Raw genomic sequence first — 18212 nt, 5'->3', positions numbered from 1 at the left:
CGCCCGCGGCCCGCACCGCTCATCCGCACGCATGCAATCCCTCGGCCCCGCGCTCTACGTCTTTTCGCACGTGCTGATGGCCTTTGCGCTGGCGTTTGCCGTGCCCATGGGCTGGGCCTGGTTTCATGACGACACGGCGCACGAGCTGCAATGGGCGCAGGCGGCTGGGCTGACGCTGCTCAGCGGCGCGCTGCTGTGGCTGGTCACGCGCCGGCAGCGGCGGGAGCTGGCCACGCGCGACGGCTTTTTGCTGGTCAACCTGGTGTGGCTGGTGCTGCCGGCCTACGCGGCCCTGCCGCTGAAGTGGATGGTGCCCGACATCACCTGGCACCACGCCTACTTCGAGGCGATGAGCGCGCTGACCGCCACCGGTGCCACGGCCCTGTCGGGGCTGGAGCGGCTGCCAGTGTCGGTCAATGTCTGGCGTTGTTTCCTGCAGTACGTCGGTGGGCTTGGGGTGATGCTGTTGGTGGTGGCGGTGCTGCCGATGCTGGGGCTGGGTGGCATGCAGCTCTACAAGGCCGAAACGCCCGGGCCGATGAAGGATCAGAAGCTCACCCCGCGCATCGCCGAAACCGCACGCGGGCTGTGGATGGTGTATTTTGCGTTTTCGGTGGCGTGCTTCCTGGCGTACCGCTGGGCTGGCATGAGCTGGGCCGACGCCTTCATGCACATGTGCTCGACCATGGGCTTGGCGGGGTTCTCGTCCTACGACGCCAGCATCGGCCACTTCCAGTCCGCTGCGGTGGAGTGGGTGGCCGTGGTGTTCATGGCGCTGGCGGGCATCAGCTTTCTGCGCTACTTCATGGTCCTGCGCGGGATGACGCTGCGCCCGCTGTGGAACGACCGCGAAATCCGCACCTACGCCATCGTGCTGGCGGCCTCCATTGCGCTGGTGACGCTGATGCTGCTGGCCGAAGGGGTGTATGCCGACGGGCCGACGGCCGTGCGGCAGGCGGCCTTCCATGTGCTGTCGCTGGCCACGACCACCGGCTACGCCACGACGGACTATATGCAGTGGCCGGTGTTCATCCCCGTGTTCCTGTTGTTTTTGGGGACCTTCGTGTCGTGCGCCGGGTCCACCGGCGGCGGGATCAAGATGGTGCGCATGGTGCTGCTGGTCAAGCAGGCGCGGCGCGAGCTGGTGCGCATCATCCACCCGCATGTGGTCAATCCGGTCACGCTGGGGGGGCAGGCCGTGCCGGCGCAGGTGATGGCGGCGGTGCTGGGCTTCATGCTCTTCTACGGTGCCGCAACCATGGGGCTGACGTTTTTGCTGCTGCTGTCGGGGCTGGATCTGGTGACGGCCTTCTCGGCCGTGGTGGCGACGGTCAACAACATCGGCCCCGGCCTGGGCGAGGTCGGCCCCGCCGGCAACTACGGCGGGTTGTCGCCGTTTCAGTTGTGGGTGCTGAGCTTTGCGATGCTGCTCGGGCGGCTGGAGCTGCTGAGCGTGCTGGTGCTGTTCACGCGGGCGTTTTGGCGGCGGTGAGGGGATCAGTGCCCGCCCAGCATCCAACCGCCCGCCGCGTACACCCCCACCAGCGCCCACACCGGCACCCGGCCGCTGCGCAGCAGCGCCAGGGCGGCGGCTGCGGCCACGGCCGTCGCGACCCCATGGATGGCGGCGTGGGCCGCGTGGGCGAGGGCGGCGGCCAGCAGCCCGGCCACGCCCGCGTGCACGCCCTCCAGCATGGGCCGCAGCCGCGGCGACTGGCACCAACGGGTCCAGCCGGGCAGGGTGCCAGCGAGCACCAGAAAAGCCGGGGCGTAGATGGCCAGCAGGGCCACGGTGGCGCCGGTCCAGCCGCCCAGGGGTGGCGTCAGGGCGGCGCCCACATAGCTGGCGATGGTCAGCATGGGTCCCGGCATGGCTTGTACCGCGCCATAGCCGGCCAGAAAGGTCTCTGCGCCGATCCAGCCAGGGCCCACCACTTCCGCCTGGATCAGCGGCAGCACCACATGACCCCCGCCGAAGATGAGCGCCCCGATGCGGTAGAACGCATCAGCCACGGGCCACCACCCGCCAGGGGCCCAAGCCGCCAGCATGGGCAGAACGGCCAGGCCCGCGCCGAACAGGCCCAGCCAGACGGCGCCCGCCCGGCGCCCGATGCCCACGGCCAAGGGGCTGGCAGGGGGTGCCCATCCCTGGCGGAAGGCCCACGCGCCAAAGCCGGCGCTGAGGGCGATCAGCACCGGCTGGGCCCAGGCGCTGGGCCACACCCAGGCGGCAACGCCCACGGTCGCGGCCCAGGCCAACCGCCGGCCGCCGGGGGCGTAGCTGCGTGCCATGCCCCAAACGGCGTGGGCCACCACGGCGACGGCGGCCAGCATCAGGCCCTGCAGCAGGCCCGGGGGCACGCGCGCGCCGGGGGCTGGGCCCGCCAGCCACAGGGCCAGCGCCGCCATCGCGACGGCCGAGGGCAGCGTGAAGCCGATCCACGCCGCCAGCGCCCCGGCGTAGCCCTGCCGCAGCAGCCCCAGCGCCATGCCCACCTGGCTGCTGGCGGGCCCGGGCAGCACCTGACACAGCGCGACCAGATCACCGTAGGCGTGTGCATCCAGCCAGGCGCGGCGCTGCACGAATTCGCGCCGGAAGACCTCCAGGTGCGCCACCGGACCGCCAAAGCTGGTCAGGCCCAGGCGCAGGAACAGCAGGGCGATGGCAAGGCACTCGCGGGCACGGTCGCGCGGGGACATACCGCGATCATGCCCGATCGCCGGCGGCGGTCAGTACTGCTTGTAGGGCAGGAACTTGCCCGACAGCACGACGTGCACGCGGTCGCCCTTGGGATCGGGCTCGCGCGTGATGTCCATGCTGAAGTCGATCGCGCTCATGATGCCGTCGCCGAATTCCTCGTGGATCAGCTCCTTGATCGTCGTGCCGTACACGCTCACGATCTCGTACCAGCGGTAGATCAGCGGGTCGGTCGGCACCTGGGTCGGCAGCGAGCCCTTGTAGGGCACGACCTGCAGCCACTTCTGCTCCTCGGCGGTCAGGCCGAAGATCTTGCCCAGGGCCTTGGCCTGCTCGGGCGTGGCGGTCATCTGGCCCAGGCACAGCGCCGTGGTCCATTCCTTGGACTGGCCAACCTTCTTGGCCACGTCCTCCCACTTCAGGCCCTTGGCGACCTTGGTGGAGATGATCTTTTCGGTGACGTCATTGCGGTTCATGGAAGCTCCTTGCAGGGTGGGTGGGGTCAGTGCGCCTTGGCGCGCGAGACGAGGAAATCGACGATGTGGTTGCGCAGCTCGTAGTAGCCGGGCAGGTGGTGCAGCCCGGCGCGGGTCCGATCGCGCGGCAGCGGGTTGGCCACCACCTCGGTGATGCCGCCGGGCCGGTAGCCCGCGGGCGTGTCGGCGCCGTTGCTCATGAGCAGGATGCGGTCGGCCAGCAGGATGGCCTCGTCCACGTCGTGGGTGATCATGAACACCGTCTGCTGCGTCTGGCGCACGATGGCCATCAGCTCGTCCTGGATCGTGCCGCGCGTCAGCGCATCGAGCGCGCCGAAGGGCTCATCCAGCAGCAGCATCTTGGGCTGGATGGCAAAGGCCCGGGCGATGCCGACGCGCTGCTTCATGCCGCCCGAGAGCTGGCTGGGCTTCTTGTCGATCGCGTGGCTCAGGCCCACCAGGGCCACGTACTTTTCGACGTGTTCGTTGACCTGAGCGGCTTTCCAGTCTGGCCAGCGCGACTCGACGGCGAAGGCGATGTTCTTGCGCACCGTGAGCCAGGGCATCAGCGCGTGGCCCTGGAACACCACGCCACGCTCCAGGCTGGGGCCGAGCACCTCGCGCCCGTCCATGAAGACGTGGCCCGCGGTGGCGGTGTCCAGCCCTGCCAGCACGTTGAGGATGGTCGTCTTGCCGCAGCCGGAGTGGCCGATGATGCAGACGAACTCGCCCCGCTCCAGGCCGAACGACACGTTCGCGAACACCGGCCGGGCCGGGTGGTAGGCCTTGCTCAGGCCCTCGATCTTCAGGAAAGGGGTCATGACTCACTCCACATAGGTCACCGCCTTCTGCAGCAGGCCGAACATCTGGTCGAGCAGCATGCCGACCACGCCGATGGTCAGGATGGCGAAGATCACGTTCGGCAGGCTGAGGTTGTTCCACTCGTTCCAGACGAAGTAACCGATGCCCGTGCCGCCGACCAGCATCTCGGCCGCGACAATCACCAGCCAGGCGATGCCCATGCTGATGCGCATGCCGGTCAGGATGGTGGGGGCCGCTGCCGGCAGGATCACGCGGAAGGCCTTGCGCAGCGGCGACACCTCCAGCGTGGCCGCCACGTTGAGCCAGTCGCGCTTGACCGAGGCGACGCCGAAGGCGGTGTTGATCAGCATCGGCCAGACCGAGCAGATGAAGATCACGAACACGCCACTGACGTTGGAATCCTTGAGCGTGTAGAGCGCCAGCGGCATCCACGCCAACGGGCTGATGGGCTTGAGCACCTGGATGAAGGGGTCGAGTGCCTTGCGCATCAGCGGCGACATGCCGATGACGAAGCCCAGCGGCAGCGCCACCAGCACCGCCAGCCCGAAGCCCATGGCCACGCGCCCCAGCGAGTGCAGCAGCTGCAGGCCGATGCCCTTGTTGTTGGGCCCACGGTCGAAGAACGGGTCGGACAGGTGCCGCCACGAGGCTTCGGCCACCGCCATCGGACTCGGGAAGCCGCCGCTCTTCTGCGCCTGTGTCTCCGGGTCCTTGCCCATCATGCGCAGGTACTCCAGCTCCTCCGCCGACAGGTTGGCGGTGGCGGCGGCCGGGGTGCCGGCACCGCCCCCCGTGGCCAGCTGCCACATGCCCAGCACAGCGACGAGCAGCAGCAGCGACACCAGCGCCGCGCGCAGGTTCGGGTAGGTCGACCGCATGGCTCAGGTCCTCCGGATCGCGAAGCCGCGCAGGTACTCGTCCGGCTTGGCGGGGTCGAACTCCTTGCCCATGATGGTGTGCTTGCGGTAGCCGGGTCCCTCGGTGACGGGCTGGCGCAGGTCCTTCATGTGCTTGCGCGCGTCGGTCAGCAGGAAGACGCGCTCGGCGATCTGGCGGTAGTTCACGTCGCCCTTGATGTAGCCCCAGCGCTTCATCTGGGTCAGCATCCACACCGCCATGCTCTGCCACGGCATGGGGTCGAAGTCGATGCGGTCGGGCACCGTCTTGATGCCGCCCAGGCCATCGGCAAAGCGCCCGGTCAGCACTTGCTGAAGCACGATCTCGGGCTGGTTCAGGTACTGGGTGGGCGCGATCACCTTGGCGATGAGTTCGCGGTTCTTGGCCTCGCGCGCCATCGCGGCGGCCGTCAGCACCGCGCGGAACAGCGCCGCGAAGGTGTTCGGGTTCTGCTGGATGAATTCCGTGCTGGTGCCGAAGGCGCAGCAGGGGTGGCCGTTCCAGAGGTCCTTGGTGAGCAGGTGGATGAAGCCCACCTCCTCGAACACGGCACGCTGGTTGAACGGATCGGGCCCAAGGAAGCCGTCGATGTTGCCGGCGCGCAGGTTGGCCACCATCTCGGGCGGCGGCACCACGCGGATCTGGATGTCCTTGTCAGGGTCCAGCCCAGCCTCCGCCACGTAGTAGCGCAGCAGGAAGTTGTGCATCGAGTACTCGAAGGGCACGGCGAACTTGAACCCCTTCCAGTCCTTCGGGTCGCGCTTGTCCTTGTGCTTGAGCGCCAGGGTGATGGCCTGGCCGTTGGTGTTCTGGATGGTGGCCACGTTCATGGGCGTGGCGTTGGAGCCCAGGCCCAGGCTGATGGCCAGCGGCATCGGCGACAGGAAGTGCGTCGCGTCGTACTCCTTGTTGAGCATCTTGTCGCGAATCAGCGCCCAGCCGGCGGTCTTGACCACCTCGACGTTCAGGCCCTGGCGCTGGTAGAAGCCCAGCGGGTGCGCCATGATCAGCGGCGTGGCGCAGGTGATGGGGATGAAGCCGATCTTCAGGTCCTTCTTCTCCAGCGCGGCCTTCTCCTGCGCCATGGCCTGCAGGCTGGCCAGCGGCACGACGCTGGAGATGGCCGCCATCGCCGTGCCCTTGCCCACCGCGCGCAGGAAGCGCCGGCGCATCGCGTCCTGCGGGAACAGCGCCTTGACCAGCGTGGCCTCGATGAACTGGTTGGCGTATTCGGCGAAATCGGTCGACTCGCTGCGCTGGCGCAGGGTGGCCGCGGCGTCGGCGCGCGCGGCTTCCTCCTGCTGGTGTTCGGCGACCGTGTGATCCCGGCCGCAACGGCACTTCAGCATCAGCGGGCGGTCGGCGTCGTAGGGATCGAAGTACTGGGTCATGGCACACCTCCGTGGTTGGGGATGCGCCATTCCATGCAAGCGGCGGGCCGGGGCGTGCCCGTCTGGCAGCTTGTGCTGCAAATCGCCGACGGTTCTTCGATTTCGTGTAGGGCTGGCCCTACATCGCCGGGCGAGGTGGGGTCGGTGGGGGGGGCTGCGGCGGTGCTTCAGGGGCGGGCCGCGCCGCGGGCGAGCCGCTCGGCCAGCAGCGCGAGCTCGACGTCGTTGCGCGCGCCGGTCTTTTCCAGCACGCGGGCCCGGTAGGTGCTCACGGTGTTGGCGGCCAGGCCCAGACGCGCACCAATCTCGCTCACGCTCAGCCCTTGCGAGAGCAGGCGGAACACCTGGTGCTCGCGGTGCGAGAGCGCCTCGGTGCCCTGACGCGGTGCGTGGCCCCCCACCGAGGCGGCCAGCGCCTCGGCCGTCGCAGACGTGACGTAGAGGCCGCCGCCGGCGACTTTGCGCACGGCCGCCACCATGTCGTCGGGGTCGGCGCTCTTGTTCAGGTAGCCGGCGGCCCCGAGCCGGATGCAGCGCACCGCGTACTGCCGCTCCGGGTAGGTGCTGAGCATCAGCACGGGCAGGTCAGGCTGCTCCCGCTTCAGGCTCTGCAGCACATCCAGCCCGTCGCGGCCCGGCAGGGCGATGTCCAGCAGCACGGCGTCCAGGGCCCCGGACCCGGCGGCCCGCACCTGCGCCAGCACCTCGTCGCCGGTGGTGGCTTCGGCCACCACGGCGATGTCTTCGGCCTCGGCCAGCACCTGCTTCAGGCCCTCGCGCACGATGCGGTGGTCGTCGCCGATCAGCACGCGCAGCGTCCTCGGGTGGTTCATGCGTCTGCCTCCGTGGACGCCGAGGGGCGCAGCGCCGCCGCGGGTACCTCCAGGGTCAGCGTGCAGCCCTGCCCGGGTGCGCTGTGCAGGAACAGTCGGCCGCCCAGGTGCCGGGCGCGCTCGCGCATGCCCAGGATGCCGTAGGCCTGCGGCGACTCGAACACGCGCGGATCGGCCCCGCGGCCGTCGTCGCGGACCTGCAGGTGCAGGCCGGCGTCGCCGAAGCCGATGCGCACCTGCAGGGTGCGCGCCTGGGCATGGCGCCCCACGTTGCTCAGCATCTCCTGAAAGATGCGGAACACCGCCATCGCCGCCGCCTCGGGCGGATCGGCCTCCGTTGCCACGTCCATGCTCCAGTCCAGGGCCAGCTCCGCCGTGGCGGCAAATTCCTGCGCCTGCCACTCCAGCGCGGCCCACAGGCCCTGGTGGTCCAGGATGCTGGGCCGCAGGTCGTTGATCAGCCGCCCCACGTTGTCCACGGCGGACTCGATCAGCCGGCTCATGTTCTGGCACTTGCAGCGCAGCCGCTCGCGCATGCGCTCGGCCTCGTCGGGCTGGCGCGCTCCCTGTTCCGACAGGCGCTTGTCCATCCAGTTGACGTCCATCTTCAGCGCCACCAGCAGGCTGCCCAGTTCGTCGTGGATCTCGCGCGCGATGCGGGTGCGCTCCTCCTCCCGCACGCGTTCGGAGTGGATGGCCAGCTCCCGCAACTGCTGCAGGGCGGTCTGCAACTCGGCGGTGCGTTCGCGCACGCGCGCCTCCAACTGCGCCTTGGCGTCATGCAGCGCAGCCTCGGCCTGCTTGCGCGCCGTGATGTCGACAAAGGTGATGACGGCCCCCCGGATCAGCGTGCCGTCCTGGATCGGGTAGCTGGTGTATTCCACCGGGAAGGCGCTGCCGTCGCGGCGCCAGAACACCTCGGTGTCGATGCGGCAGGGCAGCCCCTGCCGGAATGCGTTGAAGATGGGACAGCGATCGACCGGGTAGGGGTGTCCCGACGCATCGGAATGGTGCGTCAGGTCGTGCATGTTCAGGCCCAGCACCTGCTGCGGCGTGTCAAAACCGAGCAGGCGGGTGCCGGCCTGGTTGATGAAGACGCAGGCGCCGTCCAGATCGATGCCGAAGATGCCCTCGCCGGTCGACTCGAGCAGCAGGCCCAGGCGCTCGTACCACGCGTCCGGCGCAGGCGCGGCAGCGGGCGGCGGCGGGAGGGAGGCGGCAACGGCCATGCCTGCCGGCATGCAAGGGCCGTGCCACCGGCCCGTCAACGCAGCGACGAACCGCGCAACTCGCGCACGTCGAGCTCGCTCACGGGCGGCGCCTGGTTGCCCCAGCGCGCGCGGATATGGGTGATCACAGCAGCCATCTGGGCGTCGTTCAGTTCCAGCACGTAGGGTGGCATGCCGAAGGGCTGCGGGTGGCCCCGCGTGGCGACGCCGAAGCCGCCGTTGAGCACCATCTGCACCAGGTTGGCCGGGTTGCCCAGGGTGACGGCGCGGTTGCCGGCCAGGGGGGGGTAGGCCCAGCCGCCGTTCGCGCCGCGCATGCCTTCGCCCTGTTCGCCGTGGCACTGGGCGCAGTACTGTCGGTACACGGCAGCGCCGTCGGCGCGCAGCAGGGTGGGCTCCGCGCTCGCCGCCGGGGCCGGCTGGCGCGGCAGCGCTTGCAGATGAAGCGCCATGGCGCGCAGGTCCTCGTCGCGCCAGTGCTGGGTGCTGTGCAGCACCACCTCGGCCATGGGGCCATGCACCGCGGCGTCGCGCGCGCGGCCGTCGCGGAACAGGCGCACCACCTCGTCCACCGTCCAGTCCTGCACGCCCGCCTCGGCCGGGTCGTTGAGCGAGGGGGCGTACCAGTTCTGCACCGGGATCAGGCCGCCCGCCAGGCCCAGCATGTCGTTGCTGCCGCCCAGGGTGCCGCGCGTGGCGTGGCAGGCGCTGCAGTGGCCCAGGCCGCGCACCAGGTAGGCGCCGCGCTCGGCGGTGACGCCCACCGGCGCGGTGGCGGTGGAGGCCGCCTCGGCGGGGCGGAAGTAGAGCGCCCGCCACACCTTCAGCGCCGCCTGCGTGCCGTAGGGCCAGCGCAGCGCATGGTCGGGTGGCGCCCCGTCGACAGGCGGCAGGCTCATCAGGTAGGCGAATAGGGCGTCGCTGTCAGCCCGGGTGATGTGAGTGGTGTTGTTGTACGGAAAGGCCGGCGTGAGCCAGCGCCCGTCGCGTGATTGCCCGTGGTGCAGCGCGCGCCAGAAGTCGGCGGCGGTCCAGCCCTGCAGGCCGCCCGCGCCCGGCGTCAGGTTGCTGCTGTAGACCAGACCGAACGGCGTGGGAATGGCGCGGCCCCCGGCGTAGGGCGTACCGCCCCGGGCGGTGTGACAGGTCTGGCAGTTGCCCAGGGTGGCCAGGTAGCGCCCGCGTTCCACCGTCGCGGCATCGGTGGCGGGCGGGTCGGGGCGCGCCACCTCGACCGGGCGGGCGGGCCACAGCAGCCAGGCCGCCGCCAGCGCCAGCAGGCTGGCCAAAGCGGCCAGCGCGGCCCTGGCCCGGGTGTTCCAGCGGTGCAGGGATCGGCTCATCGCCCCCCTCCTGCCGCCGCGGTGGCCGGCGTGCGCAGCGGGCCGCAGGCCATGGGCAGTGGGCCGCCCGGGGTGTCGGGCCGGGTGTCGGCGGGCAGCGGCTGGCTGGCCAGCCAGCCCGCCACGGCGGCCACGTCCTCCGGGCCCAGCCGCTCGGCGATGGTGTGCATGCAGTCCGGTGCGTGGGCCCGGCGCAGGCCAGTGCGCCAGGCGCCCACTTGCGCCGTCAGATAGTCGCGTGGCAGGCCGAGCAGGCCGGGCACGTGGGGCTGCCGCCCGGTCAGGCGGGCGCCGTGGCACTGGATGCAGGCCGGCACGCCCAGCGCCGCATCGCCCTGGCGGGCCAGCCGTTCGCCGCGGGCGCGCTCCGCCGGCGTCTGGCGCACGGCCGTCGGCGGCGGGTAGGGCAGGTTCAGCCCGGCAAAGTGCTCGGCGATGGTCCAGAGGTAGGCGTCATCGAGCGGATCCACCATCTGCACCATGAGCCGGTAGTGCCGGCGCCCTTCGCGGAAGTTGAGCAACTGGTGGTAGAGGTAGCCGGCCGGCTTGCCGGCGATGCGGGGGTAGTAGCCGTCGGGGGCGGCACGGCCCTCGGCGCCGTGGCAGACCGTGCAGGCCTGAAGGCGCTGCGCCAGCGTGTCCTCGAAGGGGCGGGCGGGAGGCGGAGCGGCGTGGGCGGTGGTCAGGAGGCACAGGCCGGCGGCGGCCAGGCCGCGTCGCCATGCCCGTGCCCAGGCGGTCAGGGTTCCCATGCCCCAATTGTCGCCGCGGCCGGGCGACTTCGCCGCGGCTCAGCCCACCGCCTGGTCCAGCGCCTGGTCGATGTCCCAGAGGATGTCCTCGACGTCCTCGATGCCCACCGACAGCCGGATCATGTCCGGGCCGACGCCGGCCGCGGCCAGTTCGGCGGCGCTGAGCTGGCGGTGCGTGGTCGACGCCGGGTGGATGACCAGGGTCTTGGCGTCGCCGATGTTGGCCAGGTGGCTCAGGAACTCGCAGGCGTCGATGAAGTGCTCGCCCGCACGGGCCGGGTCGTCGGCGCGGATGCCGAAGCTGAGGATGCCCGAGCAGCCGGGCGCGCCGTCGATGGCGCGGAACTGCTGGCGGGCCAGCGCGTGGTCGGGCGAGTCGGGCAGGCCGGGGTAGTTGACCCAGGCCACGCGCGGGTGCTCGGCCAGGTGCTGCGCCACCCGCAGCGCATTGCGGCAGTGGGCCTGCATGCGCAGGTGCAGGGTCTCGATGCCCTGCAGCAGCAGCCACGCGTTCAGTGGCGACAGGCAGCCGCCGAAGGTGCGGTTGACTTCCATGCGCGCCTTCATGGTGTAGCCGAAGTCGCCGAAGGTCTCGTAGAACTTCACGCCGTGGTAGGCGGCGCTGGGCTCCAGCATCTCGGGGAACTTCTCGCGCGTGCCGGGCGCCCCCCAGTCGAAGCGGCCCGACTCCACCACGAGCCCGCCCATGGTGGTGCCGTGCCCGCCGAGGTACTTGGTGGCGCTGTGCACCACGATGTCCGCCCCGAACTGGAACGGGTTGCACAGGTAGGGGCTGGCCACGGTGTTGTCGATCACCAGCGGCAGGCCGTGCTCGTGCGCCACGCGGGCTACCGCGGCGATGTCGAGCACGTTCAGGCGTGGGTTGCCGATCGTCTCGCCATAGAGGGCGCGAGTCTGGGGCCGGATCGCGCGGCGGAAGTTCTCCGGGTCAGACGGGTCGACGAAGGTGGTCTCGATACCCAGCCGCCGGAAGCCCACGCCCAACTGGCCCACGGTGCCACCGTACAGCGTGGAGGCGGCGACGATGTGGTCCCCGGCCTTGAGAATGGCCAGCAGCGCCGTCATCTGCGCGGCCATGCCGCTGGCGCAGGCCAGCGCCGCCCGACCGCCTTCCAGCGCGGCGACGCGCTCCTCCAGCACCGCCACGGTGGGGTTGGAGATGCGGCTGTAGACGTTGCCGAAGGTCTGCAGGTTGAACAGGCTGGCGGCGTGCTCCGCGCTGTCGAACACGAAGCTCGTCGTCTGGTGGATGGGGGTGGCGCGCGCGCCGGTCACCGGGTCGGGGATGGCGCCGGCGTGGATGGCGCGGGTGCCGAAGCCGAAGTCGTGGTCTGCCATGGGGTCGTCTCGTCGCGTGCGCCGGGTCGGCGCGTCAGGGGGCCTCAGTAGGGCAGCTGGTGGGGCCGCTTGGCCGAGATCACGCGGGTGTTCACCCCCGCCCAGTTGAGTCCGCCGAACAGGCGGGCGTGCTCGATCTTGACGCAGCGGTCCATCACCACGTCCAGCCCGGCGGCGCGGGCCCGGGCGGCGGCGGCCTCGTTCACCACGCCGAGCTGCAGCCACAGGCAGCGTGCGCCAATGGCGATGGCCTCCTCGGCAATCGGCGGGATGTCGTCGCTGCGGCGGAAGCAGTCCACCATGTCGATGCGCTCGCCGCGCTCGGCCAGGGCCTGTGCAGCGGCCGTCACGCTGGGGTAGCAGCGTTCGCCCAGGATTTCGGTCGCTCCGGGGTTGACAGGCACGATGCGATAGCCGTGCGCCTGCATGTACTTGGCGGCGAAGAAGCTCGGCCGGTGCCACTGCGGCGACAGGCCGACCACGGCCAGGGTGCGGCAGCTCGCAAGGATGCGGCGCAGATCGGCGATGGTGCTCATGGCGCCAGTGTAGGGCAGCGCGGGGCCTTGTGGATGTGCCGGGCGCACGTCCGGGTGTGCAGGAAAACCGCCACAATCATCCACCATCCGCCCACGTGCATCCGTTCCCATGAGCGTCCGTCCCATCCTCAAGATGGGTGACCCGCGCCTGCTGCGTGTCGCCCGGCCCGTCACCGACTTTGGCGCCCCCTTCCTGCCGGCGCTGCTGCAGGATCTGCGCGACACCATGGCCGCCGCCAACGGCGCCGGTCTGGCGGCCCCGCAGATCGGGGAGGACTGGCAGGTGGTGATCTTTGGCACGGGCCGGCCCAACCCGCGCTACCCCGAAGCCCCGCCCGTGCCGCCCACCGTGCTCATCAATCCGGTGATCGGGCCGCTGGGCGATGAACAGGAGACGGACTGGGAGGGCTGCCTCTCGGTGCCGGGCCTGCGCGGCCGGGTGCCGCGGTTCCGGCGCATCCGCTACCGCGGCTTTGACGCACACGGCCGCCCGCTCGAACGCGAGGTCGAGGGCTTCCACGCCCGGGTGGTGCAGCACGAATGCGACCACCTGATCGGGCGGCTGTACCCGACGCGCATGACGGACCTCACGCAACTGGGCTATGTGGAGGTGCTGTTTCCGGGGCTGCCCGATACGCCGGATGATTGACCGGATCGGCTGGCGCTGCGGCCGGTGTCAGAACCCAGGCAACACGGCGCCCTTGAACTCGGTGAGGATGAACTGCCGCACCGGCTCCGACTGATAGGCCTTGACGAGCTTGGACACCCACGGCTTGTCCTTGTCCTGCTCGCGCACGGCGATCAGGTTCACGTAGGGGCTCTTGGCGCTCTCCTGGGCGATGGCATCGCGCCCCGGGTGCAGGCCGGCGGGCAGGGCGTAGTTGGTGTTGACCGCAGAGGCGTCCAGATCGTCCAGCGAGCGCGCCAGTTGGGCGGCATCCAGTTCGACAAAGCGCAGCTTCTTGGGATTGCTCACCACATCCAGTGGGGTGGCTTTCAGACCCGCCTCCGGCCGCAGCTTGATCAACCCCTTGTCCTGCAGCACCAGCAGCACCCGCCCGCCGTTGGTCGGGTCGTTCGGGATGCCGAAGCGCGCGCCCTCCTTTAGATCCTCCAGTCGCTTGACCTTCTTGGAGTAAATGCCTATCGGGAAGTTGACCGTGTAGCCCACCGGGACAAACTTGTAGCCGCGGTCCTGGATCTGCTGGTCCAAGTAGGGCTTGTGCTGATAGCTGTTGGCGTCCAGGTCGCCCGCCGCCAGCGCGGCATTGGGCTGCACGTAGTCGCTGAACTCGATGATCTGGATCTTCAGGCCGTCTTTCTCGGCGACCTTCTTGACCTGCTCGAAGATCTGCGCGTGCGGCCCGGCCGTCACGCCGATCTTGAGGGGCTTGTCCTGCGCCAGCGCGGGGCCGCCCACGGACCATGCCACGGCCAGGGCGACGGCGGATTGAAGCAAGTGACGTTTTTGCATGAATGACCTCTTGTCGGAAAAAAGAAGGGTGAAAAATCCAGCTCAGCGGTGGCTCAGGCGCCGCACCAGCCAGTCGCCTGCGCTCTGAACCGCCTGCACGAACACGATCAGCACCAGCACCACGGCAGCCATCACCTCGGGCATGAAGCGCTGGTAGCCGTAGCGGATGCCCAGGTCACCCAGGCCGCCACCGCCGATGGCGCCGGCCATTGCGGAATAGCCCGTCAGGCTCACCAGCGTGATCGTCAGGCCGGCCACAATGCCGGGCACGGCCTCGGGCAGCAGCACCTTGAAGACGATCTGCGTATGGGTGGCCCCCATCGCCTGCGCCGCCTCGATCAGGCCGGCGTCCACCTCGCGCAGCGAGGCCTCCACCAGCCGCGCGATGAAGGGGGCCGCCGCCACGGTCAGGGGCACGACAGCCGCGGCCGTGCCGATCGAGGAACCCGTCAGCAGCCGCGTCAGCGGGATGATCGCCACCAGCAGGATGATGAACGGCGTGGAGCGCACGGCATTGACCAGTGCGCCGACGGTGCGGTTGAAGGCCGCGTTTTCCATCACGCCGCCCCGATCCGTCAGGCGCAGCAGCACGCCCAGCGGAATGCCGAGCACGGCACCGGCCAGGCCCGACAGGCCGACCATCACCAGCGTCTCGCCCAGCGAATCGACAAACAGCTCGATCAGCGCAGGGGGAAAGTGGGTCGAGAGCCACTCAGCCATGGGCCACCTCCTGCACGCGCAGGCCGGCACCCTGCAGGTGGCGCACCGCAGCCTGCAGCGATTCCTGCGCGCCGCGGGCCAGCACCGCCAGGTTGCCGAAGGGCCGCCCCTGCACCTCGTCGATCTGCCCGTGCACGATGTGGAGGTCCAGGCCGAAGCGCCGCACCAGGTCTGCGATCAGGGGCCGGTCTGACGATTCGCCGGCAAAGCTCACGCGCCACAGCCGGGTTCCGGCCCCGTCCGCCCGGATCAGTGCGCGCACGCGCGCCAGCACCGCCGGCGGCAGCTCGCTGGGCATCACCTCGTCCAGCAGGCGCCGTGTCACGTCATGCCCCGGCTGGCTGAACACCGCCAGCGTGTCGCCCTGCTCCACGATCTCGCCTGCTTCCATCACCGCCAGCCGGTGCGCAACCTGTTTGATCACCTGCATCTGGTGTGTGATCAGCACGATGGTCAGGCCCAGCTCGCGGTTGATCTCGCGCAGCAGGCCCAGGATGGCGCGCGTGGTCTCGGGATCCAGCGCCGAGGTGGCCTCGTCCGACAGCAGCACCTTGGGCTGATTGGCGAGCGCCCGGGCGATGCCCACGCGCTGCTTCTGTCCGCCACTGATCTGCGCCGGGTACCGCTGGGCCAACCCTGCCAGTCCGACGAGCTCCAGCAGCGGCATGACGCGGGCGCGGATCGCCTCGCGCGACAGCCCGGCCAGCTCCAGCGGCAGGGCGACGTTGTCGTACACCGTGCGCGACGACAGCAGGTTGAAGTGCTGGAAGATCATGCCGATCTCCCGCCGGGCGGCGCGCAGCGCCGCCGCGTCCAGTTGCGTCAACGCCTGGCCGGCCACGGTGACCGTGCCTTCGGTGGGGCGGTTGAGCAGGTTGATTGTGCGCACCAGCGAGCTCTTGCCCGCGCCGCTGCGGCCGATGATGCCGAACACCTCGCCCGGCTGCACCGTCAGGTTCACGCCGCGCAGGGCATGGACGCGTCCGCCGGCGCTGTCGTACCAATGGTGGATACCCCGCAGTTCGATCATGGTCAGCGCTTCGTGTAGATCTGATCGAACGAGGCGCCGTCGGCGAAGTGCGTGCGCGTGGCGTGGGCCCAGCCGCCAACCTCGTCGATGGTGAACAGCGGCAGACGCGGGAACTGCTGGGCGTGTTTGGCCAGCGCCTGCTGCGAGCGCGGTCGGTAGAAGTGGCGGCCGATGATGTCCTGGGCTTCGTCGGTGTACAGGAAGCGCAGGTAGGCCTCGGCAACCTTGCGCGTGCCTTTGCGGTCCACGGTCTTGTCCACGACCGTGACAGGTGGCTCGGCCAGGATGCTCAGCGACGGAACGACAATGTCGAAGCGGGTGCCGAATTCCTTTTCCAGCAGGTAGGCTTCGTTCTCCCAGGCGATCAGCACATCGCCCTGCTGGCGTTGCGCGAAGGTGATGGTCGAGCCCCGTGCGCCGGTGTCCAGCACCGGGACGTTGCCATACAGTTTGGCAACGAATTCGCGGGCCTTGGCGTCACTGCCGTACTTGCGCTTGGCGTACTCCCAGGCGGCCAGGTAGTTCCAGCGCGCGCCCCCCGATGTCTTGGGGTTGGGCGTGATCACCTTCACGTCGGGCCGGATCAGGTCATCCCAGTCCTTGATGCCCTTGGGGTTGCCCTGGCGCACCACCAGCACGATGGTCGATGTGTACGGCGCTGAGTTGTGCGGCAGGCGCTTTTGCCAGTCCTTGGGGATGAGCTGCCCGTGCTCGTTCAGCGCGTCGATGTCGCCGGCCAGCGCCAGGGTGGCCACGTCTGCCTCCAGGCCGTCGATGATGGATCGCGCCTGCTTGCCCGAGCCGCCGTGCGACTGCTTGATGGTGACATCCTGGCCGGTCTGCGCCTTCCAGGCGCGGGCAAAGGCGGCGTTGAGTTCGACGTAGAGTTCGCGCGTGGGGTCGTACGAGACATTGAGCAGGGTGACCGGGGCGGGGGCCTGGGCCAGCGCGGGCAGCGCTGTGCCGATCCCCGTCAGCAGGGCGAGGGTCGAGAGCAGTTGGCGACGGTGCATGGGGCAACTCCTTGAAATGTCGTTGCTCGGTATGTTGTTGGCCTTTTTAAATAATTGGAACCAATACTTTTCTATTTATAAATAACCAAATGATCTATTTTGTTGGCCGATGCTCGGACACAATCCCGGCGCCATGGCCGTTTCGCTGTTTCAGTCCGATGACCCCTGCCCCTGTGGACGTCAGGACACCCGCGGCCGCGCCCGGCCGTACGCCGCGTGCTGCGGCCCGCACCGCGAGCCCGGTGCCGCGGTGCCGGCGCCGGACGCCGAGGCCTTGATGCGCTCGCGCTACACCGCCTTCGCGCGCGGCGATGTGGCGCACCTGCTGGCCACCTGGCACGCCAGCACACGGCCGGCGGAGCTGGCGCTGGAGCCTGGGGTGACCTGGCTGGGGCTTGATGTGAAGCGTCACCGCGCCCTCGACGCCGACCACGCCGAGGTGGAATTCGTGGCCCGCTCGCGCATCGCGGGCCGAGGCCAGCGCCTGCACGAGGTCAGCCGCTTCGTGCGTGAGGGTGGGCGCTGGTTCTACGTGGACGGCGAGGTGCGCTGAGCGCCCGCCCCGCGCCGGAACGCGGCCGGCGTCTGCCCGATCCAGGCCTTGAAGGCGCGGATGAAGCTTTTTTCGTTGTCGAAGCCCACGTGGGCAGCGATGCGCTTGACGGGCCAGCGCGTGCGCAGGAGGTGCTCGGTGGCCAGGTCGCGCCGCACCTGATCCTTCAGGTCCTGCACGCTCGTGCCGGCCTCGTGCAACTGCCGCTGCAGCGTGCGCACCGAGACGTGCAGCGCATCGGCCAGCCGCTTAGCGCTGGCGCCGTCCGGGTGGCTGCGCAGCCAGGTGCGCGCGCGTTCGACCAGCAGGCGGTCGCGGCGGTCCGGGTGCACCATCAGCGCCACAGCCCGCTGCAGCATCGCGCGCAGGGCGGCCTCGTCGCGCCGCAGCGGCTGGTCCAGGTAGGCCGCGTCAAAGGTGACGACCGTCTGCGTGGCGTCAAAGCCCACGTGCGCGCCGGGGAACAGCACCGCGTAGGCGTCGGCATGCCGCGGTGCGGGGTAGGCGAAGGCCGCCTCGCGCAACCCGATGCGTGAGTCGATGAACCAGGCCGCCAGGCCGAGCGCGTTGCGCAGCAGCGAGACGTGGGCGAACTCGCGGGTGGTGGCGCGTTCCGTGGCATCGGCGATGTCCGCGCCCGGCGCGCGCTGTTCGGTCAGACGCAGCGTGGCGGTGTCGCCGGTGCGCTCCAGCGTCAGCGTCACGTCATCGGTCAGCAGGCGGTGGTGGCGGCACCAGCGCGCCAGCGCCAGTCCCAGATCGGGTGCGGTCAGCGAGGCCCGCGCCAGCATGCCGTAGCTGCCCCAGGGCAGCCGGCGCGAGAACCAGCCCAGCGCCTCGTCGTCCAGTTCGCGCATGGCGTGGGCGCTCAGGCGCTCGAAGGGCAGGCTGGTGAGGCGGGCGTCCGGGGCCGCCAGCGCGGCCTCGTCCAGCCCCGCCGCTGCCAGCGCCGCCGCGGCCGACTGTCCGCGGCGGCCATACGCAGCCACGATGGCCTGCGCGAAAGCAGCCGGCGTAGCGGCCACCGGCGCCGGCCGGGATGGTGCGGGGGAAGGGGAGCGAAATCGCGACGCCATTGGCGCATTC

General features: G+C 70.0%; 19 protein-coding genes. 3 read left to right on the top strand and 16 right to left on the bottom strand.

Going from position 1 to position 18212, the window contains the following annotated elements; genetic code table 11:
* Positions 1–31: 31 nt before the first annotated feature.
* Positions 32–1492 carry a TrkH family potassium uptake protein gene (locus tag A9O67_RS02175; RefSeq protein ID WP_068606950.1) on the top strand — a complete coding sequence of 487 codons (1461 nt, stop codon included), beginning with the start codon at positions 32–34 and terminating at the stop codon, positions 1490–1492.
* Positions 1493–1497: 5 nt separating this feature from the next.
* Here A9O67_RS02175 and chrA read toward each other — a convergent pair whose 3' ends face one another.
* The 11 genes from chrA to A9O67_RS02120 form a co-directional block, all read right to left on the bottom strand.
* Complete coding sequence (gene chrA, locus A9O67_RS02170; protein WP_068606948.1) at positions 1498–2700, bottom strand: chromate efflux transporter; 1203 nt, start codon at positions 2698–2700, stop codon at positions 1498–1500.
* Positions 2701–2730: 30 nt separating this feature from the next.
* Positions 2731–3174 (bottom strand): cyanase, encoded by a 444-nt coding sequence (cynS, locus tag A9O67_RS02165; RefSeq protein ID WP_068606946.1) that lies wholly within the window; start codon positions 3172–3174, stop codon positions 2731–2733.
* 26 nt (positions 3175–3200) lie between these two features.
* Positions 3201–3995, bottom strand: coding sequence for an ABC transporter ATP-binding protein (locus tag A9O67_RS02160; protein ID WP_068606944.1), 795 nt, complete (start codon positions 3993–3995; stop codon positions 3201–3203).
* A 3-nt stretch (positions 3996–3998) separates the two neighbouring features.
* Positions 3999–4874: a nitrate ABC transporter permease gene (ntrB, locus tag A9O67_RS02155; protein ID WP_068606942.1), complete on the bottom strand. Its 876-nt coding sequence runs from the start codon at positions 4872–4874 to the stop codon at positions 3999–4001.
* Positions 4875–4877: 3 nt separating this feature from the next.
* Positions 4878–6284: a CmpA/NrtA family ABC transporter substrate-binding protein gene (locus A9O67_RS02150; protein ID WP_068606940.1), complete on the bottom strand. Its 1407-nt coding sequence runs from the start codon at positions 6282–6284 to the stop codon at positions 4878–4880.
* Between the two features lie 167 nt (positions 6285–6451).
* Positions 6452–7117, bottom strand: a complete 666-nt coding sequence (locus A9O67_RS02145; RefSeq protein WP_068606938.1) for a response regulator — start codon at positions 7115–7117, stop codon at positions 6452–6454.
* Complete coding sequence (locus A9O67_RS02140) at positions 7114–8346, bottom strand: sensor histidine kinase (protein WP_068606936.1); 1233 nt, start codon at positions 8344–8346, stop codon at positions 7114–7116. The genes A9O67_RS02145 and A9O67_RS02140 overlap by 4 nt, the downstream gene beginning before the upstream one ends.
* Positions 8347–8381: 35 nt before the next feature.
* Positions 8382–9689: a c-type cytochrome gene (locus A9O67_RS02135; protein WP_068606934.1), complete on the bottom strand. Its 1308-nt coding sequence runs from the start codon at positions 9687–9689 to the stop codon at positions 8382–8384.
* Positions 9686–10441 (bottom strand): c-type cytochrome, encoded by a 756-nt coding sequence (locus A9O67_RS02130; protein ID WP_068606932.1) that lies wholly within the window; start codon positions 10439–10441, stop codon positions 9686–9688. The genes A9O67_RS02135 and A9O67_RS02130 overlap by 4 nt, the downstream gene beginning before the upstream one ends.
* Positions 10442–10480: 39 nt before the next feature.
* Positions 10481–11800: an O-acetylhomoserine aminocarboxypropyltransferase/cysteine synthase family protein gene (locus A9O67_RS02125; RefSeq protein ID WP_068606930.1), complete on the bottom strand. Its 1320-nt coding sequence runs from the start codon at positions 11798–11800 to the stop codon at positions 10481–10483.
* 44 nt (positions 11801–11844) lie between these two features.
* Entirely contained in the window at positions 11845–12336 is a 492-nt protein-coding gene (locus tag A9O67_RS02120; protein ID WP_068606928.1) for a CoA-binding protein, read from the bottom strand.
* 109 nt (positions 12337–12445) lie between these two features.
* Here A9O67_RS02120 and A9O67_RS02115 point away from each other — a divergent pair, with 109 nt between their 5' ends.
* On the top strand, positions 12446–12985 hold the full coding sequence (locus A9O67_RS02115) for a peptide deformylase (RefSeq protein ID WP_068606927.1): 540 nt from the start codon (positions 12446–12448) through the stop codon (positions 12983–12985).
* A gap of 27 nt (positions 12986–13012) precedes the next feature.
* Here the strand turns inward: A9O67_RS02115 and A9O67_RS02110 are convergent, their stop codons facing one another.
* From A9O67_RS02110 to A9O67_RS02095, 4 genes are read right to left on the bottom strand one after another with little or no spacing between them, the layout of a single operon-like run.
* Positions 13013–13810: a MetQ/NlpA family ABC transporter substrate-binding protein gene (locus tag A9O67_RS02110; RefSeq protein ID WP_068606925.1), complete on the bottom strand. Its 798-nt coding sequence runs from the start codon at positions 13808–13810 to the stop codon at positions 13013–13015.
* 42 nt (positions 13811–13852) lie between these two features.
* A complete protein-coding gene (locus A9O67_RS02105) occupies positions 13853–14530 on the bottom strand; it encodes a methionine ABC transporter permease (RefSeq protein WP_068606923.1) in 678 nt (225 codons plus the stop codon).
* Entirely contained in the window at positions 14523–15560 is a 1038-nt protein-coding gene (locus tag A9O67_RS02100) for a methionine ABC transporter ATP-binding protein (RefSeq protein ID WP_068606921.1), read from the bottom strand. The genes A9O67_RS02105 and A9O67_RS02100 overlap by 8 nt, the downstream gene beginning before the upstream one ends.
* 2 nt (positions 15561–15562) lie before the next feature.
* Positions 15563–16573, bottom strand: a complete 1011-nt coding sequence (locus A9O67_RS02095) for a sulfate ABC transporter substrate-binding protein (protein ID WP_068606919.1) — start codon at positions 16571–16573, stop codon at positions 15563–15565.
* 133 nt (positions 16574–16706) lie between these two features.
* Here A9O67_RS02095 and A9O67_RS02090 point away from each other — a divergent pair, with 133 nt between their 5' ends.
* Positions 16707–17126 carry a YchJ family protein gene (locus A9O67_RS02090; protein ID WP_068607090.1) on the top strand — a complete coding sequence of 140 codons (420 nt, stop codon included), beginning with the start codon at positions 16707–16709 and terminating at the stop codon, positions 17124–17126.
* On the opposite strand, the gene A9O67_RS02085 is transcribed toward A9O67_RS02090, so the two are convergent.
* Entirely contained in the window at positions 17102–18202 is a 1101-nt protein-coding gene (locus tag A9O67_RS02085; RefSeq protein ID WP_068606917.1) for an AraC family transcriptional regulator, read from the bottom strand. The genes A9O67_RS02090 and A9O67_RS02085 overlap by 25 nt on opposite strands.
* Positions 18203–18212 lie beyond the last annotated feature (10 nt).

The organism is Tepidimonas fonticaldi (assembly GCF_001675355.1).
Taxonomy (GTDB): Bacteria; Pseudomonadota; Gammaproteobacteria; order Burkholderiales; family Burkholderiaceae_C; genus Tepidimonas; species Tepidimonas fonticaldi.
Note: the sequence above shows the minus strand (reverse complement) of the source record. Positions and strands in the feature narration are given on the sequence as shown.